Genomic DNA, 26,314 nt, shown 5'->3' on the forward strand with positions numbered 1-26,314 from the left:
ACTCCGACGAAAGTAATTTAAATTTGGTCACGTATTTTTAAGGAGATTATCCGTGAGCACCGATAATAACGGTGGCATTCAACGCCCCGATGGAAAGGTAAACGCGATAGACACTGACTATCAAATTGGTCAGGATAACGTCGCGTTAAAAGTAGGCCCGTTTGGCCTTGATATTCATAACCGTGTTTTTGCAATTTCTGGTTTAGCAATCATCCTATTTGTTGTAGTAACACTATTATTTCGAGAACAGGTAGAGCCGTTTTTCGCAGATCTAAGAGCGGGTTTGTTACACCATTTGGATTGGTTCTTTCTCGCATCTGGTAATATTTTTGTCATTGTCTGTGTTGGGTTGATTTTTACACCGCTAGGTCGTGTACGAATCGGCGGTACAGAAGCGACGCCAGATTATTCATATGCGGGTTGGCTGGCAATGCTCTTTGCAGCAGGTATGGGTATCGGTCTGGTGTTCTTTGGTGTATCAGAACCTATGTCTCATTTTAGTTCTGCTATTGGTGGCGTGAACGTTGAGAATGGTGTTCGTACTGACTGGGCCCCTCTAGGTGGTGCAGAAGGCGATGCAAGTGCTGCATCTGCACTAGGCATGGCGGCGACGATTTACCACTGGGCGCTTCATCCGTGGTCAATCTATGCGCTATTGGCCCTTGGTTTGGCGATTTTCTCGTTTAACAAAGGCTTACCACTTACCATGCGATCCATTTTTTACCCACTGTTTGGTGAGCGTGTATGGGGTTGGACTGGTCACATTATCGACATTCTTGCGGTTGTAGCGACAGTTTTTGGTCTGGCAACGTCCCTAGGTTACGGTGCGTCTCAAGCCGCAACGGGTTTGAACTTCCTATTTGATGTTCCAATGACGAATACTACGCAGGTACTATTGATTATTGGCATCACCGCACTCGCTTTAATCTCAGTTGTTGCGGGACTAGACAAAGGCGTGAAAATCTTATCTGAGATCAACATGGGTCTCGCTGCGCTTTTACTGCTTTTCGTTATTGTTGTCGGCCCGACGATCGCGATTTTAACGGGCTTCTTCGAAAATATAGTGTCATATGTGGCTAATATTCCTGCCCTATCAATGCCATTTGGACGAGAAGACGTAAACTATTCTCAAGGTTGGACAGCATTCTACTGGGCTTGGTGGATTTCTTGGTCACCATTTGTCGGTATGTTCATTGCGCGTGTATCTCGTGGTCGTTCCGTTCGTGAGTTCATTATTTGCGTTATCCTTATCCCTTCTTCTGTTTGTGTGTTATGGATGACCGCTTTTGGTGGTAACGCTATAAGCCAATACGTGAGCGATGGTTATGAAGCCGTGTTCAACGCGGAATTACCGTTAAAACTATTTGCCATGTTAGATGTGATGCCGCTAGCTGAAATTACATCTTTCGTCGGTATTATTTTGGTGGTGGTATTCTTCATTACCTCTTCAGACTCTGGTTCACTGGTTATTGATACTATTGCTGCGGGCGGTAAGGTCGATGCGCCAACGCCTCAACGCGTGTTCTGGTGTACGTTTGAAGGCTTAGTTGCGATTGCATTGATGCTTGGTGGTGGCCTAGCGGCAGCTCAAGCAATGGCCGTGACCACAGGCCTACCATTTACGATTGTTCTGCTTGTTGCAACGGTTTCCCTAGTAAAAGGCCTGATGGATGAACCTCGTCCAAAAGCGGTTTCTAAGAAGAAATCGAAATAACCAACATCAGCAGTTAAATATTTGAATAAAGCGGCATGCGAAAGCATGCCGCTTTTTTTTATTTTTGAATTTTTGCTGAGAAATGAAGACCATGGAGGACTGTTTTTTCTGTTCGTTTTTTATACTTATTCTTTAAGTGATTTTTTAATAAATTAGACCTCGAACTATTTTAAGATTTGGTTAAATGGCATATTGTTGTGATTTATGTCACAAAAATATCGATAAAAAGGCGGATTATTTGATTTTTAGTCGCGAGGAATGCCCATAATAAAAAGGAAATTTAATTAGACCTCAAAGGATATGTATTTCCACATGATCACATCAGCACCTTGGGTTCTTTATCCAGAGATTGGAGAAGACTCAAGTAAAAAATGGATTTTTCGTGAGCCTAAAATCTCTGATGGTGACGACATTTACAGCTTAATTGCAGACTGTCCTCCATTGGACATGAACTCATCTTATTGCAATTTCCTACAGTCTACGCATTTCAGCAAAACCAGTATTTTGGTTGAGCAAAAAGGCGAAATCGCAGGTTTCATTTCCGGTTATCAGAAACCAGACGAGCAAGACGTTTTATTTGTCTGGCAAGTTGCAGTCTCACCTCGCTTCAGAGGTCATGGTTTAGCATTCCGCATGTTGAAAGAACTTCTCACCCGAGAGGAATTGGGCGGTGTTAAATCGGTAGAAACTACCATCACGGAAGATAATAAAGCCTCTTGGGCATTGTTCAAAAAGTTAGATGCGATGAATGGCAACTCTGGCCAAGTAAGCACATTTTTGGATGAAGAAGCCCACTTTAAAGGCAAACACGATACAGAATATTTGTATCGCATTCCTCTCAAATAATCCTCAAACAATAGGAATTAAAAACGGTCTCATCATGGATATTTTCAAAAAGCAGGAATCCAACGTACGCTCATATTCAAACAATTTCCCAGTGGTTTTTCGTAAAGCGAAAGGCTGCTGGCTGGAAACAGAACAAGGTGAACGATACTTAGACTTCCTTGCTGGAGCGGGATCTCTAAATTACGGCCATAACAACCCAGTACTTAAGCAAGCACTGCTTGAGTACATTGAGATGGACGGTATTACTCACGGTTTGGATATGCACTCAGAAGCGAAAGCATCGTTTCTTGAAGCGTTGGATACTTACATCCTTAAACCAAGAAACTTGGACTACAAAGTTCAGTTTACTGGCCCAACCGGTACTAACGCCGTTGAGGCAGCACTTAAGTTAGCGAAAAAAGTAAAAGGTCGCGACAGCGTTGTTGCATTTACCAACGGTTTCCACGGTTGTACAGCTGGCGCACTGGCTGCAACGGGTAACCAGCATCACAGACAAGGTAACGGTTCTAGCTTAAGTAACGTCACTCGTATTCCATTTGAAGGTTACGCTGGCGTTGATGGTCTAGCATTGTTCGAAACCATGCTAAACGACAACTCTGCAGGTCTGGATAAACCAGCCGCTGTACTTCTTGAAACTGTGCAGGGCGAGGGTGGTTTAAATGCTGCTTCAAACGAGTGGTTACAACGTTTGAGCAAAATCTGTAAAGCCAACGACATTCTTGTGATTGTCGATGACATTCAAGCTGGCTGCGGACGTACAGGTACTTTCTTTAGCTTTGAGCCGTCAGGTATTCAACCAGATATCGTGACGCTATCGAAATCGATCGGTGGTTACGGTTTACCAATGGCCGTCGTGCTACTCAAACCAGAGCTAGACCAGTGGAAGCCAGGTGAGCATAACGGCACGTTCCGTGGCAACAACCATGCATTTATTACCGCGGCGAAAGCATTAGAAATTTATTGGGCAAATGATGATTTTGAAACACACATCAAGCAGTGTTCAGACAAAGTAAGTGCTGTTATTGATCGCTGCGTTCGTCGCTTCCCACAAATGTTTGTACAGAAAAAAGGTCGCGGCATGATGGTTGGTATTGAGTGTATCAACGGTGATATGGCATCTGAAATCGCGAAAAACTGTTTCGAAAACGGAATGGTAATTGAGACAGCTGGCCCTGACGACGAAGTCGTTAAGTTCTTCTGCCCACTTACGATTAGCGAGTCAGAACTAGACCAAGGACTAAGCATCTTTGAAAGTGCAGTGGAAACCATTGCTGCGAAACATTTCAAACAAGCATCTTAATAAGGATTATTAATTATGATCGTCAGAACACTCGATGAGTGTCGCAACAGTGAGCGACGTGTGGTTTCAGATAACTGGGAAAGTGTCCGTATGTTGTTGAAAGATGACAACATGGGTTTTTCTTTCCACATTACTACGATTTATGAAGGTACTGAAACACACATTCACTATCAAAATCACCTAGAATCGGTTTTTTGTATGAGCGGTGAAGGTGAAATTGAAGTCGTTGGTGGAGAAACTTACCCGATTAAACCGGGTACGTTATACATCCTTGATAAACACGATGAGCACTACTTGAGAGCTTATAAGAACAAAGAAATGGTAATGGCGTGTGTATTCAACCCACCAATTACCGGCGCTGAAGTGCACGATGAAAATGGTGTTTATCCTCTCGTTGACTAAAAGATAGAGGTGGGGTGCTTGTCGCCCCACGATCAACTATCTCTTCTTTTTTCTTTTAAAGTTACCAATCAAAAAAGGCTTATCATGACATTTACCGTAGAAAAAATCGGCGGTACATCAATGACAGCATTTGATGCTGTTCTCGACAACATTATTCTTCGTCCTAAATCGCCATACAATCGTATCTTTGTCGTCTCTGCATACGGCGGTATGACCGACGCGCTACTCGAATGTAAAAAAACCAGTAAGCCAGGTGTTTATCAGCTTATCGCGAAACGTGATGACAAATGGGAAGAAGCGCTAGCATATGTAGAAAGCCGTATGCTGCTCACAAATGAAAATATTTTCGCGGACCCAATGAATCGTATCCGTGCAGATAAATTCATTCGCTCACGTATTGCTGAAGCAAAAAACTGTATTGCGAACATTTTAGAAACGTGTCAGTACGGTCAGTTTTCGCTACGTCAGTATTTGCCTCAAATTCGAGAGTTTCTGTCGTCTATAGGTGAGGCGCACAGTGCTTACAACACGGCACTGAAACTAAAAAATATGGGTATTAACGCTAAGTTCGTTGACCTGTCCGGTTGGGACAATCAAGCGCCAAGAAGCCTTGATGAATCGATCAGTGATGCGTTTGCTGATATCGATGTGTCAAAAGAACTGCCAATCGTTACAGGTTATGCTTACTGTAAGGAAGGCCTAATGCACACTTATGACCGAGGTTATAGTGAAATGACATTTAGCCGAATTGCAGCGATAACAAAAGCGGATTTAGCGGTAATTCACAAAGAATATCACTTGAGCTCTGCAGACCCGCGTGTTGTTGGTCCTGAAAAAGTTTTGCCAATTGGTAGTACAAACTATGATGTAGCAGACCAACTTGCTAACCTTGGCATGGAAGCGATTCACCCAAATGCAGCCGCAGGTTTACGTGAGAGTGGTATTGAGCTACAGATTAAAAATACATTTGAACCTGAACACGAAGGCACTTTGATCTCTTCAAGCTACCGCCCAGAAGAAGACAAAGTCGAAATTATCGCAGGTAAAGAAAAGGTGTTCGCACTGCATTTGTTTGACCAAGCGATGGTGGGAAAAGCTGATAACGTTAGCTACGAATTAATGGAAATTATCTCTGATGCTCGCGTAAGTTTAGTTGGTAAAGAGATGAACGCGAACTCTATTACTTACTATCTAGGTGGCAGTACTGATAGCTTGAACAAAGTATTGTATAAAGCTGAAAAACGCTATCCGAATGCGTCGATTAAAGGCCGTATGGTCGCGCTGATTTCAGCCATCGGTTCTCAAATTGACACTAACAAGACACTAGCGAAAGGTGTACTTTCTTTGATGAACAATGGCGTAACGCCAGTTGCACTTCACTCATCAATGAGAAATGTAAACGTTCAGTTCGTAGTGGGTGATAAAGAATATCAGCGTGCGATTTGTGCGTTGCATGATGAGTTCTTTCAGAGCAATAGTTTAACTAAATCGGTTAATGTGGCTTAGTTTATTTTTTGTCTAGCCATGAAGGGGGCTTCCCTCTTCATGGCTAGTTGCCACTAAAAAAGAGCAAGAAAGTGATAGGTTTGCAATAAATCCATTCTGCGGCTCTAGAAGGTCTTTCTACTATTAGGGACATGCTTTGATGATGGTGATTGTAGATTCCCCAAGAACCAGTACCTTTCCATATATTGGTTAGACAAAGCGTTTAAATGTTGCCTACTGAATGCCATTAGTTTCAATTAGATAGAGCAAATCTTAAATATTCGGCCTTGCAGTTTCATGGGTGGATGGTGGTAAGTGGGGTAAAGTGATTCGTGGTTGCTCACCTGTTAGAGAACGTGAGAATTCAGTGATTTTGGTGGACTATTCTTTCGTTAGCTTTTGACCAAGTTGCAGATCGGCTAGCATTTCTACCGCCTCCTGAAGATTACAAACTGAGCCATCATGGAAGTACGGGTAGGTGAATTCTACGTTACGTAAGGATGGGACTTTGAATACGAACTAATGGCTTTGCGGTCAACATTTGGGGGGTCTGTGGCAAATGGCTTCACTAACCCTATTTTTTGATACATTTTTCCACTAGCTAATGGTCTGCTATGACAAGCGGTTTAAACAGTTGATAGCCTTCAACCTGTGCTTTGGTGAGCGCACCGTGTGTTCTCTTTCAACCATAAATCAAATGGCGCGTTTGGCGTACAAATGCCGCGATAGCATCGGTTACGTTATTAATGGTTATGTTGTCGCTTCCATGGATTTGCTGAAACCACTCGCGATATTGAGGGATAGATTGAAGAGTGTCGACCAGCAAGCCGCAGGCCCTATTGCGGATCTTTTGCTCGTCCATTCCAAAACTGCACGAAATTCAAATCTGAATTAAACACCGTAGGTGAGTTAATCGGGCCAATGGTTCATTGGTAACCAATTGAGCTTGATAAGTTATCAACACTACCTTGCGCGATGTTATGGCAAGAGTCACAAGAAATGATGTTCGACGTCGACAGCCAAGGCTCAAACCATAGCGTTTTACCCAATTCAATATTTTTACAGTCGATCTCAGTAATGGGTTCGATGACCTTGATGGGTTCACTGTATTGACGCTTAGCATGGGCACCGAAAGACAATATAGATAAAACACTCACTGAGATAAGACTTTTCATAATAACTTCCTTTGACGCGATTTTCGACTTTCACTAGAGCGTCGTACTTCTTATGAAAACGCTGATAAAACAGCTATTGGTACGCTCGAAAATTACGGTATAGGAAAGGTATTATTCGATAAACTGCAAAAAACGATGTTAATAAAGGTGGTTGATTTTTGCACGTTAAGCTGGTGCGGGCTTTTGTGATTATTGGTTATAAATCTGCTGCAAACTTGTTACGGGCGCTTAGAGTTATTTATCGGCTGAATCCTTGATTAAAGTTAATTTCAATCTGAGATTGTGAGGTGCTCAAATACAAAAAAGGGGCGACATTTCGCCCCTCAGCTCGTCCATCAGGTTTTTGATTTGTGATTATCTCTTTGAGCTGTAGAGAGAAATCAACTTAGACTTTCTGTTACAACTGGCTTGTTATTGCGCTTAGCAATCCAGTACGCAACGCTACCCCAAAGCACGGTGAGTGCCCAAAGTGCCGTCCAATGTGGAGCGACTTGTTGCCAGGTTGCCCCCATTTGGTTTAGCGCTAAGAAAGCTTTGATCGCCCATGTACTTGGACTTAAATCTGCAATCCATAGTAGGGGAGCAGGAATGGCTTCAATCGGCCAAATAAAACCCGCCAAGAAAATGAGAGGCATAGAGCTCACGAGGACGACTAAGGTAACCAGTTCACGCCGAGGTAATAAGTAACCCAGCCAGAAGCCTAGTCCGCAGCAACCTAAAAAGAACGGGAACAACATGGCCAGTAGTTCGCCCGCGTTGGCGATATGGTTTACGCTTAAACGTTCGAAGCTAAAACCAAAATAATAGGCGCCGAGTAAATAATAAATTGCCACAAATACTAACGTTCTCACAAGCAGCAGCGATCCCGTTGATACTTGAGACCAGTAGCCACGACCATGACGCTGTGTTCCCGTTTGTAATCCAACCGCCATGATCAACGTTTGCTGTAAAATCAGAACAAATACTGCTGGCACTACGTATTCGATGTAACCCATGGTTGGGTTGAACGTCGGTTTCATATTAAGCTTAATAGCAGAGTAATTATCGCTAGCCATACTCATGGGCACACCATCTATCACCATTTTACTGACTTTCACTTGGGCCCCTAATGTGCCTCCCGCTTGGGCCAATCCCTCTACCACGGTTCCGTACACGAGAAAATACGAGGCGTCCGCAGCGTAGGCCAGAGTCGGGCTTTTACCTAGCATTAGGTCTTTGTAAAAGTGTTCTGGTATGACTAAAAAACCGGTGATCTCTCGTTGTAAAAATGCTTGTTTTGCATCGGCAATCGTATGAAGTCGAGTAACTACGTTGACTTGTGGAGTGGCATCAACCATACGCTCCAGCTTTAAACTCGTCTGACTACCATCTAAATTAACAATCGCGATTGGTTGTTCACGAGGCGTTTGTTGTGCATAAGGCAAAGGGTATAAAAACGAGTAAAATACGACACCACCAAACACGGTCAACGTAACGACTGGATTGGTTAGAACGGCCTTAAGTTCCGCTTTAATCAGTTGCCACAATGTCATACCGCCTCCTTCGCTTGGCGTGTTGATGAAGCTGTTCGATGTTTACCCATCAAGGCTGCGGTAATGAGCAGGGGCACAACGTAACCAATCATAGGCCATAGCGAGCTTAAAGATTGTGCGGTCGATGCTCCATAGCTTGCTTGACTCACTTGTACTTCAATGTAATGGGTAATCGGCAATAATGAACGCCATGCATAAGCGAGCGTGTTCATGTCAGAAACTGGGAATGTAATTCCCATGAACGCGAAACTTGGAGCCGTAAACGCGCCAGCAAAACTCATCGCACGTGCAGGGTCCATCGACAAGAAGAAGAACAACGCTCCCATAATGATACAGGCGATAACCGTCACCAATTGTGCTAGTAGCATAACCACAAAACTGCCTTCCATTGGCCAATCAAGCACGGAATAAAACCAATACAAGAACAACGCACCTTGCGCCATAAAGACCGGAATGTACTGACTTAATAGGGAAGTGAGCTTGGCGTATGGCTTTTTGCCCAAAAATGCAAAGCCATTCTTTCCACCATAAATGCGAAAGTGCGCGGTAAGAATCAAAATAGTGCTTACTACAATACATATTTGCCAAATGGCTGGCACGATAGCCGTTACCAAAAATTGTGCGTAGTTATTGTTACGGTTAAATAATGCGGTTATTTGTGTCGACACGGGTACAGCCTGTCCAGCCGCCGCTAACGTTGTGGTGTTACCTTTAGCCAAGTTGCTCATTACTTCAACCTGAGCATCGAAATAGCCTTGTGCTTGCGCAACGGCAGAGTTGATCAATTTCGCTACCAAAATGTACTGACTGTTGTAAAAGACAGAGAGTTGAGGTTGGCGGTGCTGGAGAATATCTTGATCGAACTTAGATGGGATGACCGCGTAAGCGTAGATATCGCCTTCAATCATCGCATTTTTTGCTTCGCTTGCACTGGTGTAGTGATAATTAACAGCCAGACTCGACGACGCATCCAAAGATTGAATGAGCTTTCGAGAAAGTTGGGAATGTTGTAGATCAACCACACCGATTGGCAGATCCCGGGCAATGCCCGCAGAGAACACTCCCCAAATCATCATTGCGAGCAAAATCGGTATCCAAGTAAGGCACGAAAGCAACCACTTATCTCGTCGTAAGATATGCCGCTGTGAAATCTTAATCGTCATAGCATTAACCTAGTGGTTGTGATTAAAGTTCAACGACAACACTCATTCCCATACGCAGTTCAGGTTCGGGTTGAGCTGGACGAGCTTCTACTTCAAAGGTACGAAGATCAAAACCTTGAGAAGCATCGGTTGCTCTCCACGTTGCAAAGTCACCCATAACGGCAACATGCGTTACTTTGAACTCAACATTTTTATTTAAGGCAGGCAAATAGGCATCAAAGGTTGCTCCTTTTTTAAAGTGTTGAAGGTAATCTTCACGCACATTAAGTGTCGCCCAGGCATCTTCTGTATCTATCACAGTAACAACCGGGAAGCCCTGAGGTGCTAATTCACCACTTTGAAGTAGAACTTGAGAGACTTCGCCGTCAAACCAGCTGTAGATCTGAGTATCTTTCGCATACGCTTCTACTTCGGCTACGGCACCTGATGCCATGCGCGCTTTTTCCGCCGCTGCCACTTTGGTTTCACTTCTCGCGCCTTCTTTTGCCATTTCGTACATTTGAAACGCGGCACTTTCGGTGTATTTCGCTGCTTGCCATTGCGTTAAAGCTTCATCGCGCTTTTGTTCTGCAACCACGCCATCGTTATAAAGGTTATTCACACGATTGTAGGTTTTTTCCATTAAATTCGCAGCGGCTTTGGCTTTCATCCACTGATCTTTTGCTGCTTGGATTTGTTGCTCACGTGCGCCTTTCTCAGCTTCTTGAGCTAAGGCGTCCGCCGCTTTTTCACCTGCTTTTGCTTGTTCTAACTTCGCTTCAATTTCAGGACTATGAAGGGTAAAAATAAGCTGGCCTTTCTCTACATCGTCGCCTTTACGGACCATGACCTCATCAATACGCCCTGGAACTTTTGAGGAAATGCTGTATTGCTGGGCTTCAATTAATCCCTGTAAGCGGATCGGTTCAGGTCGATAGGCTTGGTAAAATTGATAGCCAACCCAAGAGACAACACCCAAAGCACAAAGTGAGAGTAAAACGGGTTTTAGTGATTTAGCTGCCATGATTTATTTCACCTCTTTGGATGTTGAAGCAGGGATATAAGCGGTATTTTGATATTGTTCGAAGCTGTTCATTTCACTGCTCAATGCGAGTAGTTTGGTTAAAGATATTAAATAGCGGAAACGCGCCGCTGAACGTTGTGTTTCTATACTCGCGACATAAAGTTGTGCATCCACAACATCCAGAGAAGACGACAGACCCTGAGTAAATGCTTTTTCACGCAAGCGCAGGTTTTCGTTCGCGAGTTCAATGCTAGATGCGAGCCCTTGTACTTCATCAATGGCTTGCTGAGCCTCCAAGTATGTCTTTTGGACTAACAGCGATAAGTCTTGTTTTGCTTGGGACTTTAATGAATCGACCTGTGAGACGACGCTTTGAGCTGCTTTGACTTTTTCGCTTCGCCCTGATGATTCAATCAGTGGAATGCTGACACCAACACCAATTAACCAGTCAGGCTTCATTTGGCTTGCGAGAGAATCGTCTTCATACAAGCTGTAGTCGCCGTAAAGATAAACTTCAGGATAGTATTTCCCTTTTTCTGCTTTGATTAAGCTAGAGGCTTGTTTGTGTTTAGCGCTCAGAAGGTCTAACCCCGGATAGGTAAGCAACGTTTGATCGACAAAAGCGGTTAGAGGGGGAAGACTGTCGTTGATAAACAAAGATTCAGCGGGCTCTACGGCATCATCTTGCGCGAGTAATTTACCTAATGCAGCCTGAGCGATACTCAAATCGCTGGCAGCTTTACGTGTTTCTACAGATGCTTTATCTAAAGAAGCCTCGGCTTGCAGGCGCTCAACGTGCGCGATTTGTCCTTGCTCTTCAAGCTTAATGGCAAAATCTCGATGCTTTTTTAGCCCAGCTTCAACCGCTTGCCGCGTTGCGAGTACTTCCTTTGCCAGCACGACAGAAAAGTAGTACTTCGACAAATCTTCAAAGCGCGCTTGTTGTTCCATTAGAAGCTGGCTTTTCGCCTCATCTGTTTTGCCTTCTGCTGCTGATTGAGCAGCAGAAATACGACCACCAGTAAAAATTGGCCAAATGGCACGAATAGACGAAGAGAAAATATCGCGTTCGGTTATGGTCGAAGTGGTATTAGCTAAGGCTCCAAAAATAGGTTGAAAAGCAGGAGGTACGTTAATGTGTGTTCCTGTGCTGTCTAGGATCTGTTTTCCCGACAGCGTGATATCGGTATCTAAACGCGTGTAATTCGCGCCAATGGTAACCTGAGGTAAGTTGAGATTGCTGGTGGCACTCTCTTGGTATTGGTAATTCTCGACGTTTGAGCGTTGAGCTTTAAGAGAATAGTTGTTTTCTAGCAATAACTGCCATGCGGTATCAAAAGTGATCGGTGCCGCATGACAGGCAAGGGAAATCGAGCTGCTAAGTAAGCCCAGTATCCAAAACTTTCCTGTTTTTTTCATAATGGCTGCTTTGTCGTAGAGTATAAGCTCTAATATAAAGGATTCGTAACTTGGTGTTAAGTAGGAGGGGAAATTGGGTAGTAGTATGCGCCCAGTTATGTTTGTGCTGGGCGCGGGAGATGTTACAAGTTTACTTCGTATATGGACAGTGAAACTCTGCTCTCCACTCAAGCTGACGAGAACCTCGCATCGTATTCAATAGGTCTTTTCCACTCATTTGAGGGAACGATAACAGGACCTTGAGATCAGAAGTACCGCCTCCGTTTTTTTCATAAGCCCTGACGTGTGTAAACGTTGAATACATATTCTCTGACAGCATCGCCTTATTCAGGCATATTCCAAAGGTATCGCGTTCCATGTTTGGTGTTCCTTCTAACTATAAATGCACCTCTGTTTATAGTTTTCCAGTTTTCAGATGGTGTCTAAGTGTTTGTCATATAGTCAGTATTTGTGTTTTGTTTTATTTGTGTCCAAATCACTGACATCAATGTTGAGCTTTTAATAGACTTCCAGCTTCACTGCTTTCTAACCGAAACTCTTAATGGTTTCGTTGATTAAAAATTATACGTTGGAAAGTCTAAAAACGCCTCAAAAACCGCTAAAATCGATGTGATCACGATCATGTTTTAAAGGGCAATTTATGTATGGAATTGAGTATCAGAGAGGAATGCTAAATTTGGTGAACGGTTGTAATTTTATGTTTCAGCTCGTCGATTAATTAACCGTAAACTCTGCGGTTTGCTTGCCTTCCTCACAGATTTATCACCGCAACAAAGCCATGCTGTTAACTGAGTGTTAACGTAATCGCTTGGGAGTGAATCATAAGGATGTATCAATGAGTTGGAAAACGATCAGCTTTCGTAAGCGAATGCTCATTATTATGACGCTGTCGGGGTTGATAGAGCTTCTATTGCTTGTCGCTGCAGGATTCACTTATCTCAAAATCAATCAAGAGCAAGAAATGGGAGAAAAAGCACTGAGTGTTGCCCGTTTTTTAGCAGACTCCGCCGTTGTTCGCGAAATGGTCGTAACCCAAAATCCCCAGCCATACCAACTTCGTTTCCGAGAATTAACCGAAGCCATCGGTGCTGCATTCATCGTTATTGGCGACCATGAGGGAGTGCGATTAATTCACCCCGTTGATGAGCGATTGGGTAAACCAATGAGAGGTGGCGACAATCGTCGAGCGCTAGAGCAGGGATTGTCTTATGTTTCGACGGCACAGGGCTCGTTAGGTTATTCAGTTCGTGGTAAAGCTGCGATTTTTGACGAGCAAGGGAACATCATTGGTGTGGTTTCGGTTGGCTATTTGCTCGACCGGCTGCAAGACCGCATCGAGCCATTTTTGGCCTTTTTGATCTTCATGGTCATCGTAGTTGTTGTCGCTAATGCCATTGTATCCAATTATGCGTCGAGAAAGTTTCAGCGCGCCATTTTGGGGTTCGAGCCTGAAGAGATAGGGCGGTTGTACGGCGAATTAGAAGTGACGATGAGTACCATTAAAGAGGGCGTGTTAAGTATTGATGCCCAAGGGATACTTCGCTCGATCAATCGTAGCGCCTGTCAGATTCTCGGTATTGATAGAGAGGCAGCTCTTAATAAACCGTTGACTGAGACGTTACGCGATAGTGACTTATATACGGTGCTAGAAACCGGACAGGAAGATCATGATATTGAGATATTCCTTAATCATAAACGTCTGATCGCAAACCGTTCGCCAATTTATGTGGATGGAAAAATAGTGGGGGCAGTATCGAGTTTCCGTTTAAGGGATGAAATCAACGACCTAACCGAGCAGTTATCACAAACCAAAGAATATGCAGATTTATTACGTTCGCAAACCCATGAGCATCGAAATAAGCTAAACACCATTAGCGGGTTAGTTCAGATGGGTGAGCTGGATGCGGTGCAAAAGTTAATTGGGCAAGAAACCGCACACTATCAAGCGATGATCGAATTTTTAAGAGACACCGTTAAAGACCCGTTAATTGCTGGTATGTTGCTTGGAAAAACTGAACGTGCTCGCGAGTTAGGCTTACAGCTGGTGGTTGAAGAAGGCAGTCGTTTGGAGCCTCTGCCTGAGTGGCTAAATTCGGAAGACCTTGTCACCATTCTGGGCAACTTAATTGATAACGCTTTCGACGCAACGTTAACCTCGATTCGTGATGAATCGAATGTCGCATCGGAGCGCAGAAATATCGATGTGTCAGTGAGTGATTACGGAAATGAAGTGATACTTGAGGTGATAGATCAAGGTTGTGGTTTACCAAGCGATATAGAGCCGCAGGTGCTATTTAAAAAAGGGGTGTCGACGAAATCTCGTCAAAATCGGGGGGTAGGATTGCATCTTGTCAACCAGTTGGCTACTCGATATCACGGCCATGTTGAGATGATGCCCAACACAAATTATGGAACAAGAATAACGGTGTATTTACCCAAGGAAGAACAATTATGAGTATGGCGACTCGCGTAATGATCATTGAAGATGATCTGGCTATTGCTGAGCTGCACCACAAATACTTAAGCCAATTGGCAGGTTTGGAAGTGGTCGGCATTGCGACCACGAGAATGGAAGCGGAAATGCAACTCGATATTCTTAAGCCAGACCTCTTGTTGATGGATGTATACCTTCCTGATGGAACAGGGCTTGAGATACTCAATACATTACGTGCGAACAACCAAACGTGTGATGTCATTTTGATTACCGCGGCAAGGGATGTCGATACGCTACAACAGGCAATGAGAGGGGGAGTCGTTGATTACCTACTCAAACCAGTGATGTTTCCACGCTTAGATGCCGCACTGAAAAAGTATGTGTCCCAACGCCAACAACTAGACATCGCAGAGAGTTTGGATCAGAACCTCGTTGATAAAATGCTGCAGTCTCACGCCAATCAAGACAACTTGCCGAACCGATTACCGAAAGGGATTGATGGTGTAACCTTAGATAAGATCAGAGAGTTGTTCCCAAATGGTAGTGTGCTTACCGCTGATGAGGCAGGCGAAAAGATCGGTGCTAGCCGAACAACGGCAAGGCGCTATTTGGAGTATCTGATCAGCACTGGTGAACTAGAGGCTGATTTAAACTATGGGTCGGTAGGTAGGCCTGAAAGGTGCTATAAGAAAGTGATACGGTAACGTAGGTTTTGATGCTAAATACGAAATGAAAGCGATGGCTTGTTTTAAACAAACCATCGCTTTTTCGCGCTAAGGAGTTAGAAATTATATTCTAATTTCGCTTCAATAGAGCGCTCAGCGCCAAACCAACAGTTATTTTTGTCGTAACAAGAATAGTATTCTTTATCGAATAGATTGCTTGCTGAAAGGGTGACGCTAGCCCCTTTCATTGATTCAGATACTGTTGAGAAATCGTAACTTGCTGCTAAATCAAACAAGGTGTAGTCAGGCACTTTTTCGCTGTTTTGAGCATCAATTTGTGCTTCTCCGACATAGCGAACGCCAGCACTGGTACGAAGGCCTGAAAGATTTCCTTCAAAGAAGTAGTTGGCCCATAAAGAGGCCGTTTGCTCAGGTACCCAAACCGGCGTTTTACCTTCTTGGTTGTAATAACTGTCCTCTGTAATCTCCATATCGGTATACGTGTAGCCTAGAGTGAAATCAGCTTGTGCTGTGGCTTGCCACTTTGCTTCTAGTTCAACACCCTGTGATACCACTTCGCCAGCTTGATAGTTCGGTGCATAAGGATTATTCGGATCGGTCGAGATCGCGTTTTTCTTCGTAATATGGAAGAGTGCTAAGTTACCTGAGATATCACTAGATAATGGTGCGTATTTAAAGCCTAACTCCCATTGATGACCGGTTGATGGCTCAAACGCTTTACCAGAAGAGTCGGCACCCGCAATTGGCTCAAAACTTTCCGAGTAAGTAAGATATGGCGAGAGACCAAAGTCTAGCTCATACAAACCACCGACTCGGAAAGATACGTTGGTGTCGTCTAACTCTTCCTTGCTGTTGGATATTGTTCCTAGATAATCGCTCACGGCGTCTGTATTTGAATCGTATTTATCCCAACGAATACCTGCAATCATTACAAGTTGGTCGTAACGAACTTGATCTTGCAAATAAACGCCAATTTGCTTCGTTTTGATATCTAAGTTTTGTTTGTATTGGAAATTCAGTGCATTACGATCAATGCTGTTGTGGTCAGGATTAAAGATGTCCTGAGTTAGCGAATACCCAAGCGTATCTTTGTATTTTACATCCGAATCTAGATACTGATAATCAAGTCCGAACAATAAGTTATGTTCAAAGTCTCCCGTTTTAACGTAGCCAGATAGTTGGTTGTCAATCACAAAGGATTTGGACTTTTCATCGGTTAAATAGGCATTTCGACCAACGGTACGGTTATCCGCTTCAAGTGCACCGTTATATGTGTTTTCCTGATAGGCATCGGCGGTCATGTAGCGGGCATTCTGTAGAAATTGCCAATTGTTGTTAAAGTCGTGTTGGACTTTGTAACCCATCATCAGAACTTCGCGTTCGTAAGTGTTCCAGTCCTCATCCCCCAAATAAGTGCTTGGTGACATCGAGCCAAGTGGGTTGTCAATCACTGAGCCAGACGCTGGCACGGTAGTGTAGATACCTGCTGATGGATCATTTTGATAGTAAACATTCACGTTGACTAAGGTGCTTTCTGTCGCTTGCCAATTGAAAGATGGAGCGAGGACATAACGTTCGTCTTCAGACGTATCGGCTTGACCATCTCGCTGTTTTGCGAGGCCGATAATACGGTAATCAACATTAGAATCACCAATTTGTCCTGTGGTGTCGAACGTCAGTTCTTTTAGGCTGTTAGTCCCAGTACTAATCGAGACAGAGTGCGAAGGTGTTGACTGAGGCGCCTTGGCGATAATATTGACCATGCCTCCTGGTGGAATATTGCCGTAAAGAACAGACGTTGGCCCTTTAAAAACCTCGATTTGTTCAAGGGCAACGGAATCGACCTGAGGTTGAAGGTTCCAGCCGTTGTACAGCAAAGGAAGACCATCATAAAAGTTGGTGTAGTTAATAAAACCACGAATATTGAATAGGTCAAGTCGGGAAACGGCACCGCCACGCAGCTCTGTATTTACGCCAGGCGCGTAACGCAATGCTTCGCTCACCGAGTTTACGCCGCGCAGGTCCATGTCATCTTTAGTGATTACCGTGATCGCTTGCGGCGTTTCTTCCGGTTCTAAAACGGTTTTAGTTGCGGTGTTTCGGTATGTTTCGCCAAGTACTGTGATAGTTTCGTGCTGAGAAGTGCTCTCAGTGGCACTGGCGTGACCAGCAATAAGCGCGGATACCACGACTGCAACCGCAGAACGATGAAATCGATTCGGACTTTCCATAATTATTAATTCCACTACTTTTTATTTGTTGATAATGATTGTTGTTTGCATTCTATAGCGAAAGAAATAGGAAAAGTTAACAATTTGGTGCAAAGCCAGAACCTAAGTGCTTAGGCTTCTATCTAATGGGAGTGGCTTCGTTCGGTTTGACAGGTATCCAGTAATGCATTTGGGCATTCTCGCTCTCAACATCATAGTCTTCTGGATAAACTTCTAACTCGTAGCCATCAATACCGTGATAATTGGAATAGGGGAGCCAGTGCAAAATGAACCACTCAAGCGTCGCCGCTAGATTTGATGCTTTACCTATGTGCGTAATCACTGCGTAGGTTTGCTTAGGAACAACCAGAAGATTAGGTTCTTGCGTAGAGCCTTTGGATATTGAAGTTCTTGACGCTGAGTTGTACTCATAACCGGCCCAATACTCGAGTTGCTGGTTGCTTGAATACGCTTTTGTTACGTCAATCACACCAAGATAGTTTCTTTCCAGATGAGTATGGTTTTCTGATGAATAGAGCTGTGACCACAGCGAGGGCACCTTGGATTGGAAGTTGGGCGTTGCGGAAAACAATCCATAAATAGGTTCATGATAACCAGCAAGCACAAAAGCAGGTTTTGTTTCTATTCGAACTTCGATAAAGCACTTATGTCTATTTTCGTCTTCTGGTGTATCGCGCAATGTTAAAGGTTGCCTCAAGCCCGTTAGTTGCTGAGCTTTACGATAATCCCGAGGACTCTTTGAAAACATATTTTTGAACGCTCGACTGAATGCATGTTCAGAAGCAAACCCCATTTCTATCGCAATATCTAACGAGCGATCTGATGTATGGATTAAGCGTTCAGCTGCAAGGCTTAGTTTAAGCTCTCTAATATAGTGAGCGACGGACACGCCAGTGTGTTGCTGGAAAACGCGTTGCAGTTGCCAACGTGACCAGCAGCTTGCTTTCGAGATTTCATCCAAACTAAGTGCGATATCTAGATTGTTGTGAATGTAATCAAGCACAGAGTGTATTCGGTTTATCGGGTGCAGATTCTTTGTGCTTGGTTTCATGACATTCTACTTTCGCATTAATAGTATCCTCATTATCTTTAATTGAGTATCATTATCAATAGGGTGAGAGGATAAAATTCAGGCTACATAGATCACAATAAAATTGTAATGGATTGCAAGGGTGGGTAAGGATTGTCCATATTAGAGTTTTTGCTTAATTTTTGTCTTACGTTAGTGCAACTTTTTTTATCCATAAAATACAAATATTTATGATGTTTTGTGCAACTTATTTAAACGTTTGCACTGGCAAGTGTTGATGTAAATCAAATAGTCGTAGACAATACTGCACCGTGTCGGACTCTCCTCCAGCGAGTACAGTGTGTACTTTTGAGACATAAGTGATCTAAATGACCTTAATACGTCGTGTTTCCAACAGATTTGGGAGTGCTACTTCTTGAGGTTCTTTGGGCCTATAGACTTTACCTATCAACGTAATAGGTAAGACCAATTTTCTATTTTGAGGTGCCATTGATAGGGTTGGCTCATCCTTTAGCCGTATCCGGGCACACAATAAGTACCTCGTTTTTAAGGGAAAGATGATGGTAATACCAGAAAACAGCAGCATCGTTATTTTTGGTGCTTCAGGTGACCTTACATACCGTAAGCTCATTCCTGCTTTATACCACCTCTATGCGAACAAGCAGCTTCCAGAAAATTTTGCTATTCTGGGTGTAAGTCGCACTGAATACAGTGATGAGTCTTACCGCGCGAAGCTGAAAAAATCGCTTCAGGAAATGGAAAAGACTGAGCCAGAAACGCTTGATGCATTTATTAACCATCTGCACTACCAAGCTATCAATACTTCTGACACACAAGATTACAGTAAGCTATCTTCTCGTTTAGACCAACTTGCTGACGAATATCGTTTCGATCAGCGCAATACGCTTTTCTACTTAGCAACCCCACCAAGTTTATACAGTGTGATTCCTGCAAGTCTTGCAGCACACGGCCTAAACAAAGAAGAAGATGGTTGGAAACGCCTGATTATTGAGAAACCATTCGGTTATGACCTTGAATCAGCGCGTATTCTGGATAAAGAAATTCACGAGCACTTCCAAGAGCATCAAATTTACCGAATTGACCATTACTTAGGTAAAGAGACGGTACAAAACCTTCTTGTACTTCGTTTTTCAAACGCGATGTTTGAGCCGCTTTGGAACCGTAACTTCATTGATTATGTTGAAATCACGGGAGCAGAATTCCTCGGCGTAGAGGAGCGTGGTGGTTACTACGACAACTCGGGTGCCGTGCGCGATATGTTCCAAAACCACCTGCTACAAGTATTGGCGATGGTTGGTATGGAGCCACCTGCACAGATCAATGCAGATTCGATGCGTGATGAAGTCGTTAAAGTACTCCAGTGTTTAAAACCTTTGGACGAAAACGCTCTGCGTAACGATCTAGTATTAGGTCAATACACCGCTTCTGAAGTTCGTGGAAAAAGTCTACGTGGCTACCGTGAAGAGCCGGGGGTTGCAGATGATTCTCGTACCGAAACGTACATCGGTTTGAAAGCATACATTAACAACTGGCGTTGGAATGGCGTGCCATTCTACGTGCGTACTGGTAAGCGTCTTCCAACACGCGTGACTGAAGTGGTTATCCACTTTAAACAAACACCGCACCCAGTGTTTGGTCAAAACGCACCAGAAAACAAGCTGATCATTCGCATTCAGCCAGACGAAGGCATTCAAATGAGCTTTGGCTTGAAAGAGCCAGGCGCAGGTTTTGAAGCGAAAGAAGTGAAAATGAACTTCCATTACGCTGACCTACAAGAAACGCAAATGCTAACTGCGTATGAGCGTCTTCTACTTGATGCTTTGAATGGTGATGCTACGCTATTTGCACGTAGTGATGCGGTGGAAGCGTGTTGGCAGTACGTACAGCCAATTTTAGATTTTAAACAAGATCCACAATCCCTCTTCGGGTACGCATGCGGCACATGGGGTCCTAAAGAGTCAGACGACCTGCTACAGCGTGATGGTCGCGCTTGGCGCTTCCCATGTAAAAACTTAACAGATACGGATTACTGTGAACTATGATCAACCATAAGATCTACCAAACAGCAGAGCAGGTAGTTGAAAGCCTAGCTAACGACATGAAAGCGTTCAGCGAAATGGGCCGACCTGTTCACATCTCTCTTTCTGGCGGCAGCACTCCTAAAATGCTGTTCAAACTGTTGGCTTCAGAGGCTTACGCAACCTCTATTCAGTGGCAAAATCTCCACTTCTGGTGGGGTGACGAACGTTGTGTCGCACCTGACGATGCGGAAAGCAACTACGGAGAAGCGAACGCGCTACTGTTTAGCCAAGTAAACATTCCAACAGAAAACATCCACCGTATACGCGGTGAAGATGACCCTAAAGTGGAAGCGGAACGCTTTGCGAAAGAGATGTCAGAGGTGATTCCGACTGAAAACGGAACCCCTGTGTTTGACTGGATCTTATTAGGTGTTGGTGCAGATGGTCACACAGCTTCTCTGTTCCCTGGCCAAACGAATTATGATGATGCGAACCTATCTCTTGTGGCGTCTCATCCTGAGTCGGGCCAGCTTCGTGTGTCAAAAACGGCACGCGTTTTAGAAGCAGCAAAACGCATCAGTTACTTAGTGCTTGGTGCAGGAAAAGCGGACATCGTTGAAGAGATCAACAGTTCACCTGCACACGCACTGCCATACCCAGCGGCTAAGATTCAAGCGAAATCTGGTCTGACGGAATGGTATTTAGATTTGGACGCAGCAGCAAAAATTGCTTAAACGCTGCTCGTCAATGAAACAAAATTGGAGAGAAACAATGAAAGGTGATATCGGTGTAATTGGCCTAGCGGTAATGGGTCAAAACCTTATCCTAAACATGAACGATCACGGCTTCAAAGTGGTCGCTCACAACCGTACTGCTGCTAAAGTAGACGAGTTCCTGGAAGGTCCAGCAAAAGGCACGAACATCATCGGTGCATACTCTCTAGAAGAACTAGTAGAGAAGCTAGAAACGCCACGTAAAGTGATGCTAATGGTTCGCGCGGGTGACGTGGTAGACAAGTTCATCGACGCTCTAGTCCCTCTACTAGACAAAGGCGACATCATCATCGACGGTGGTAACACGAACTACCCAGATACAAACCGTCGCGTTGCTGCACTACGTGAAAAAGGTATCCACTTCATCGGTACTGGTGTATCTGGTGGTGAAGAAGGTGCGCGCTTCGGTCCATCTATCATGCCTGGCGGCGCTCCAGAAGCTTGGGAAGCGGTTAAGCCTATCTTCCAAGGTATTTCTGCGAAAACTGATGCAGGCGAGCCTTGTTGTGATTGGGTTGGTAACGACGGTGCGGGCCACTTCGTTAAGATGGTTCACAACGGCATCGAATACGGCGACATGCAGCTGATCACAGAAGCTTACCAGTTCATGAAAGACGGTCTTGGTATGTCTGCAGACGAGATGCAAGCGGTATTCGCTGAGTGGAACAACACTGAGCTAAACAGCTACCTTGTTGAAATTACGGCTGACATCCTTGGCTACAAAGACGAAGACGGTGAGCCTCTAGTTGAGAAAATCCTAGACACTGCTGGCCAAAAAGGTACAGGTAAATGGACGGGTATCAACGCTCTAGACCTAGGTATTCCTCTAACGCTAATCTCTGAGTCCGTATTCTCTCGCTGTCTATCTGCACTAAAAGATCAACGTGTTGAAGCTGAGAAACTGTTCGGTAAGACAATCACGCCAGTAGAAGGTGACAAGCAAGAGTGGGTTGACGCACTACGTCAAGCGCTTCTAGCGTCTAAGATCATCTCTTACGCTCAAGGCTTTATGCTAATGCGCGAAGCATCAAACGAGAATGGCTGGGACCTAAACTACGGTAACGTTGCTCTTATGTGGCGTGGTGGTTGTATCATCCGCAGCGCGTTCCTAGGCAACATCCGTGATGCATACGAAGCGAATCCAGAACTAGCATTCCTAGGCTCTGATGATTACTTCAAAGGTATCCTACAAAACAGCCTAGTAGCATGGCGTAAAGTGGCGGCTAAGTCTCTAGAAGCAGGCATCCCAATGCCATGTACGACTTCTGCACTAACGTTCCTAGACGGTTACACAACAGCTCGTCTACCTGCGAACCTACTGCAAGCTCAACGTGACTACTTCGGTGCTCACACTTACGAGCGTATCGACCGTGAGCGTGGTGAATTCTTCCACACGAACTGGACTGGTACAGGCGGCGACACAGCGTCTACAACTTACGACGTGTAATCCGCAGTCAGTAAACGGATAAAAGCAAAAGGGTGCCCAAGTGGCATCCTTTTTTGTGTCCGTAAGATATTGAGATATTGGTAGATTTGAAAGTTACATCAAACCTTGACTCGTTACGCACTTCTCAGAAATGGGAAAGCATGCTTTTGCTAGCAGTTTAATATTTTTTTCGAAGATGAAGCTAAGCCGCTCTCTTGCATCTCCTCAACTACAAGGTCAAGGTAATAGAAATGACACAACAGAAGGCCCCATTTTACACAGCTTTCGTGTTGCTTATTTTCATATTACTGATCATTTACTCCATTTATCGCCTTTATCATCATTTCGCTTTCGAATCTCTACCGCTTCAGCTCAGTAGTGGCTTTCAAGTGGTCTACATTGATGCGTCATATGTTTTAAGTATCGCAAGCTTACTCTTGTGTCCTACATTATTGGTTTATATTTTATTTGATCGAACGACACAGTTAGTCAAAGTGCCGATTAAAGTGATAACCATAACAGTTGTCTTGTCCCTTATCGTTGCTATTCCAGTTCAAATTTTGGAATTTGGGCGATTGAAGTATATTGCAGAAAATAATGGTTACTCAGCGTGCCCACCTTTCACAATCGCGTCCAGTGGGATGTCGATTGAAGCTATGGTGAAAGATGAGAGGCTTTGCTTGGATGCTGAGATTAATCGCATTGCGGTGTATGGCTATTTTCACGAACTCGAACGGATTGATAACTATATCAAGTCACAGGAAAATTACATTCAATAGAAAAGAGCGCCTAGGCGCTCTTTTCAGTGGTCGTTTTCTTGTTTTGATAAAACCTGTCTTTGAGGTAGAGAATTGCGCTGACCACAAGAGCCACTACAGAAACAGTAAACAGGGCATACATGCTGAGAATCCATGCGAATGTAGCCGTCAAAAACGCAATGAAGGAAAACATTCTGCTGAAAGACATCACATGGCCAAGTTTGCTACTTTTCATAAACGCCTCCCAAAGCTGAGTGGGGATAGACAAGTGTGGTCATATACCACGCTTTGATTGTCTGTTCTTTTTTGGCGTTTCACACAAAAAAGCGGCTAAAGATTTCTCAAAAAAGGTGAAATATTGAACTGGTAGACAAATCCATAAACGGATTTACAAATATATGAATGCATTTGTCTATCACTTCAAAGTTTTTGCTGTGCAGATTAAGGCCTTTTAACGCTATTATTGCAGCCTTCGAGTTTACTAGGCGTAATTTCAAGTCAATAATTCCGGGAAGCTCATCCTCATTATCAGTCACGATGAAAATCACTTTTCTTTGTTTAACAATACTTTATTAAATATGCGTGATTGCATCAGTTTTGAGAATGAAACTAAGGTTGCAAGAAAGGCGAAAAAGAGTGCTAGGTAAGCCTTTGAACTACGCCTATAATTATCGCCCACATGGAGGATGTTTAATAAATGAACATCCTCTATTTTTTGAAACCAGCAACAAGGATCCAGTAAAACGTGTTTTTCTGGTGTTGTTTACGTTGACCAAGAAGGTGATTAACACAACAAATTGAGGTTCTAAGATGATTCTTAACAAGTACTTTGTTTTCATTCCGGCAGAATTGGATCAGGAAATACACAAGGACAACCAAGTGATCTCTGAGAAGGAAACTCAACGTCAGGCATTAGTAAAACAGGCGCAACAACAAGGCGGCCTGTAAGCTAGGTTTCAAATAGAAAGAGCACCGCAAAGGTGCTCTTTTTGTATCTGAGGTTATGGATTAACCCAATATGCCGAGGCTTTTCAGCTTTCTATAAATTGTATTTCGACTGACGCCAAGCATACGAGATGTTTTGCTGATGTTCCCCTGATTGGCTTGATATGTTTTGAGCAGTTTGTCTTCGACGGTTGCACGCAGTTCTAACGTGGGTTCGGCAGTGGTTGTTATGTCTTGAGCCTGGCTGAGCTTCTTGCTCAGGTGAGTCGGTACGTGAGCGAACTCTAACGTTTCTTCACCTTGCGCCATTAACGCGGATACTTTGATTAAACTATCGAGTTCACGCAAGTTTCCTGGCCAAGAGTAAGAAAGCAGCAGAGAAAGTAGGTGAGGACAGAGTTGTTGTTCAGATTCAGCGTGACGTCGATGAATATTCTCGATCAGTTGTTGCTTATCATCTCGCTCTTCGAAGCGAGGCAATTCGATGATCAAACCATTGAGGCGATAGTATAAGTCTTGACGGAACAATCCTTCGCTAACCAAGTTCTCGAGATCTTTATGTGTGGCCGCAATGATTTGCGTATCGACTTGAACACTTTGGTTTGAACCCACAGGAAGCACGGTTTTATCTTGCAATACATGCAGTAAACGGCTTTGAGCTTCCAAGGGTAAATCTGCGATTTCATCCAGAAACAAAATCCCTTTGTGTGCTTGGCGAATTTTTCCCTGATAGCCTTTGCTGTTTGCGCCAGTAAATGCACCAGCCACGTAGCCAAACAATTCGGACTCAACCAAATCTTTCGGTAGTGCGCCACAGTTGACGGAAACCAACGGCCCCGTTTTTCTCTGGCTGTTTTTATGTAGCGCTTTCACAAACTCATTTTTACCAACCCCAGTTTCTCCGAGAATCAGTAAGCTGATGTCTTTATCGATAACACGATTAGCTTGTTGCCAGCAATGCTCGACAGTGGAATCACCATAATGCAGATCATTGGAAGCGGTAACGGAACGAGACTTCACTTTTTTGTCGGTCAGCGGCTTTGTTTTGAACACGAAAGGATGGTCGGCACTTTGGATAGAAAGAATGTCGTCGAGCGATTGCCCGATGACGTTTTGTTGCGCGAGGAGCTGAGAAGCAACTTGGTTGTGCGCAAGAATCTGTCCATCTTCATTAGCGATGATAATGCCTTGCCATCCACTGTTTAGTAAGCCTTTTTCACACGCCAAATCCACACGAATATGCCCTTGTGGAATCAAGTTAAGCAATTGATTTTCAACTTGCTGAACCATGTTTTGTACCAGAACTTGCGTTGAGAAATCATGTTTCTTTTGTTCGCTGGTGATATCTAGCACACCAATCAAATGACCAAGATGATCGAAAATAGGATTGGCCGAGCAGCTAATAAAACGATGATGTTGGATGAAGTGTTGATCGCCGATGACTGAGACCGGTTTTGCTTCAACTATCGCAGTCCCAATCGCGTTGGTGCCTTTGATCTTTTCTTGCCAGCACGCACCAGAGCTTAGCGCAATTTCGGTCAACTTCTCGCGGAACTTAGGTTGTCCCCAACTGCCGATGATGACGCCGTCGGCATCCGTCAGAATTAAGCGGCTGTCACTATGAGCAAAAAGCTGATTAAACAGCGGGAGAGCAAACTGGGTGACGGTTTCCAATAAGAAGTTGAGTTGGTGACGCCTATCTTGAAGTGTCGCTGGTGTCACTCGAATATCTTCAGGGCGTCGACGCTGTTTTAAACCCGCCTGTTCACTTCGGATCCATGAAGTTGAAAGCCAATTGTTATCGCTAATGTGTTGAAGTTCCATGACTGTACCATTTTGTCACAGTGAGGGTGTGCCATTTTGGAACACTTGAACATTGGTGTTCACACCATACATCCGCTCAAACATCGCTCACTTGGTTTGTTATCGCTTGGTAATCATAGTTTTACA

Annotated in this window: 21 protein-coding genes and 1 pseudogene; 12 read left to right on the forward strand and 10 right to left on the reverse strand. The window is 44.0% G+C overall.

Translation table 11 applies throughout. From position 1 onward, the window contains the following. Nucleotides 1-52 precede the first annotated feature (52 nt). From J8Z23_RS07035 to J8Z23_RS07055, 5 genes are all read left to right on the forward strand, one after another. Nucleotides 53-1,714 (forward strand): BCCT family transporter, encoded by a 1,662-nt coding sequence (locus tag J8Z23_RS07035; protein ID WP_005393381.1) that lies wholly within the window; start codon nucleotides 53-55, stop codon nucleotides 1,712-1,714. A 312-nt stretch (nucleotides 1,715-2,026) separates the two neighbouring features. Then, nucleotides 2,027-2,560 carry a diaminobutyrate acetyltransferase gene (gene ectA, locus J8Z23_RS07040; RefSeq protein WP_005393379.1) on the forward strand — a complete coding sequence of 178 codons (534 nt, stop codon included), beginning with the start codon at nucleotides 2,027-2,029 and terminating at the stop codon, nucleotides 2,558-2,560. Between the two features lie 34 nt (nucleotides 2,561-2,594). After that, nucleotides 2,595-3,860, forward strand: a complete 1,266-nt coding sequence (gene ectB, locus J8Z23_RS07045) for a diaminobutyrate--2-oxoglutarate transaminase (protein WP_301658817.1) — start codon at nucleotides 2,595-2,597, stop codon at nucleotides 3,858-3,860. Between the two features lie 15 nt (nucleotides 3,861-3,875). Continuing rightward, nucleotides 3,876-4,262 carry an ectoine synthase gene (locus J8Z23_RS07050; protein WP_005393369.1) on the forward strand — a complete coding sequence of 129 codons (387 nt, stop codon included), beginning with the start codon at nucleotides 3,876-3,878 and terminating at the stop codon, nucleotides 4,260-4,262. A gap of 84 nt (nucleotides 4,263-4,346) precedes the next feature. After that, the gene (locus J8Z23_RS07055) at nucleotides 4,347-5,768 is read left to right on the forward strand and encodes an aspartate kinase (protein WP_005393366.1); all 1,422 of its coding nucleotides are present in this window, start codon (nucleotides 4,347-4,349) and stop codon (nucleotides 5,766-5,768) included. Between the two features lie 252 nt (nucleotides 5,769-6,020). Here the strand turns inward: J8Z23_RS07055 and J8Z23_RS07060 are convergent. The 6 genes and pseudogenes from J8Z23_RS07060 to J8Z23_RS07085 form a co-directional block, all read right to left on the reverse strand. Further along, nucleotides 6,021-6,922: pseudogene (locus J8Z23_RS07060) on the reverse strand (cytochrome-c peroxidase). 380 nt (nucleotides 6,923-7,302) lie between these two features. Next, nucleotides 7,303-8,454, reverse strand: a complete 1,152-nt coding sequence (locus J8Z23_RS07065) for an ABC transporter permease (protein WP_301658818.1) — start codon at nucleotides 8,452-8,454, stop codon at nucleotides 7,303-7,305. After that, nucleotides 8,451-9,617 carry an ABC transporter permease gene (locus tag J8Z23_RS07070; protein WP_434635257.1) on the reverse strand — a complete coding sequence of 389 codons (1,167 nt, stop codon included), beginning with the start codon at nucleotides 9,615-9,617 and terminating at the stop codon, nucleotides 8,451-8,453. The genes J8Z23_RS07065 and J8Z23_RS07070 overlap by 4 nt, the downstream gene beginning before the upstream one ends. Nucleotides 9,618-9,639: 22 nt before the next feature. Beyond that, nucleotides 9,640-10,620 carry an HlyD family secretion protein gene (locus J8Z23_RS07075; RefSeq protein ID WP_301658820.1) on the reverse strand — a complete coding sequence of 327 codons (981 nt, stop codon included), beginning with the start codon at nucleotides 10,618-10,620 and terminating at the stop codon, nucleotides 9,640-9,642. Nucleotides 10,621-10,623: 3 nt separating this feature from the next. Further along, nucleotides 10,624-12,039, reverse strand: coding sequence for a TolC family protein (locus J8Z23_RS07080; RefSeq protein ID WP_301658821.1), 1,416 nt, complete (start codon nucleotides 12,037-12,039; stop codon nucleotides 10,624-10,626). Nucleotides 12,040-12,169: 130 nt separating this feature from the next. Beyond that, nucleotides 12,170-12,397: a hypothetical protein gene (locus tag J8Z23_RS07085; RefSeq protein WP_005377125.1), complete on the reverse strand. Its 228-nt coding sequence runs from the start codon at nucleotides 12,395-12,397 to the stop codon at nucleotides 12,170-12,172. A gap of 477 nt (nucleotides 12,398-12,874) precedes the next feature. Between J8Z23_RS07085 and J8Z23_RS07090 the strand changes: the two genes are divergently transcribed. Together J8Z23_RS07090 and J8Z23_RS07095 are read left to right on the forward strand one after the other, a co-directional pair. Then, on the forward strand, nucleotides 12,875-14,494 hold the full coding sequence (locus J8Z23_RS07090) for an ATP-binding protein (RefSeq protein ID WP_134646509.1): 1,620 nt from the start codon (nucleotides 12,875-12,877) through the stop codon (nucleotides 14,492-14,494). Next, on the forward strand, nucleotides 14,491-15,177 hold the full coding sequence (locus J8Z23_RS07095) for a response regulator (RefSeq protein WP_006741509.1): 687 nt from the start codon (nucleotides 14,491-14,493) through the stop codon (nucleotides 15,175-15,177). Before J8Z23_RS07090 ends, J8Z23_RS07095 begins: the two co-directional genes overlap by 4 nt. A gap of 77 nt (nucleotides 15,178-15,254) precedes the next feature. On the opposite strand, the gene J8Z23_RS07100 is transcribed toward J8Z23_RS07095, so the two are convergent. Both J8Z23_RS07100 and J8Z23_RS07105 read right to left on the reverse strand, forming a co-directional pair. Then, on the reverse strand, nucleotides 15,255-17,390 hold the full coding sequence (locus tag J8Z23_RS07100; RefSeq protein WP_434635258.1) for a TonB-dependent siderophore receptor: 2,136 nt from the start codon (nucleotides 17,388-17,390) through the stop codon (nucleotides 15,255-15,257). 118 nt (nucleotides 17,391-17,508) lie between these two features. Next, nucleotides 17,509-18,441: a helix-turn-helix domain-containing protein gene (locus J8Z23_RS07105; protein WP_434635259.1), complete on the reverse strand. Its 933-nt coding sequence runs from the start codon at nucleotides 18,439-18,441 to the stop codon at nucleotides 17,509-17,511. 539 nt (nucleotides 18,442-18,980) lie between these two features. On the opposite strand from J8Z23_RS07105, the gene zwf reads away from it, so the two are divergent. The 4 genes from zwf (at nucleotide 18,981) to J8Z23_RS07125 (ending at nucleotide 23,440) form a co-directional block, all read left to right on the forward strand. Next, the gene (gene zwf / locus J8Z23_RS07110; RefSeq protein WP_434635291.1) at nucleotides 18,981-20,483 is read left to right on the forward strand and encodes a glucose-6-phosphate dehydrogenase; all 1,503 of its coding nucleotides are present in this window, start codon (nucleotides 18,981-18,983) and stop codon (nucleotides 20,481-20,483) included. Next, nucleotides 20,480-21,196 carry a 6-phosphogluconolactonase gene (gene pgl / locus J8Z23_RS07115; RefSeq protein ID WP_005397368.1) on the forward strand — a complete coding sequence of 239 codons (717 nt, stop codon included), beginning with the start codon at nucleotides 20,480-20,482 and terminating at the stop codon, nucleotides 21,194-21,196. Before zwf ends, pgl begins: the two co-directional genes overlap by 4 nt. Nucleotides 21,197-21,233: 37 nt before the next feature. After that, complete coding sequence (gnd, locus tag J8Z23_RS07120) at nucleotides 21,234-22,682, forward strand: decarboxylating NADP(+)-dependent phosphogluconate dehydrogenase (protein WP_005397369.1); 1,449 nt, start codon at nucleotides 21,234-21,236, stop codon at nucleotides 22,680-22,682. 230 nt (nucleotides 22,683-22,912) lie between these two features. Next, nucleotides 22,913-23,440 (forward strand): hypothetical protein, encoded by a 528-nt coding sequence (locus J8Z23_RS07125; protein ID WP_434635260.1) that lies wholly within the window; start codon nucleotides 22,913-22,915, stop codon nucleotides 23,438-23,440. A gap of 10 nt (nucleotides 23,441-23,450) precedes the next feature. Here the strand turns inward: J8Z23_RS07125 and J8Z23_RS07130 are convergent, their stop codons facing one another. Further along, entirely contained in the window at nucleotides 23,451-23,654 is a 204-nt protein-coding gene (locus J8Z23_RS07130; RefSeq protein ID WP_005397371.1) for a hypothetical protein, read from the reverse strand. Between the two features lie 575 nt (nucleotides 23,655-24,229). On the opposite strand from J8Z23_RS07130, the gene J8Z23_RS07135 reads away from it, so the two are divergent. Next, nucleotides 24,230-24,367 carry a hypothetical protein gene (locus J8Z23_RS07135; protein ID WP_012841759.1) on the forward strand — a complete coding sequence of 46 codons (138 nt, stop codon included), beginning with the start codon at nucleotides 24,230-24,232 and terminating at the stop codon, nucleotides 24,365-24,367. A gap of 60 nt (nucleotides 24,368-24,427) precedes the next feature. Here J8Z23_RS07135 and J8Z23_RS07140 read toward each other — a convergent pair whose 3' ends face one another. Further along, entirely contained in the window at nucleotides 24,428-26,188 is a 1,761-nt protein-coding gene (locus tag J8Z23_RS07140) for a sigma-54-dependent Fis family transcriptional regulator (protein ID WP_434635261.1), read from the reverse strand. Nucleotides 26,189-26,314: the final 126 nt, after the last annotated feature.

This window comes from Vibrio sp. SCSIO 43086 (assembly GCF_051132235.1).
In the GTDB taxonomy this organism is placed as follows: domain Bacteria; phylum Pseudomonadota; class Gammaproteobacteria; order Enterobacterales; family Vibrionaceae; genus Vibrio; species Vibrio diabolicus.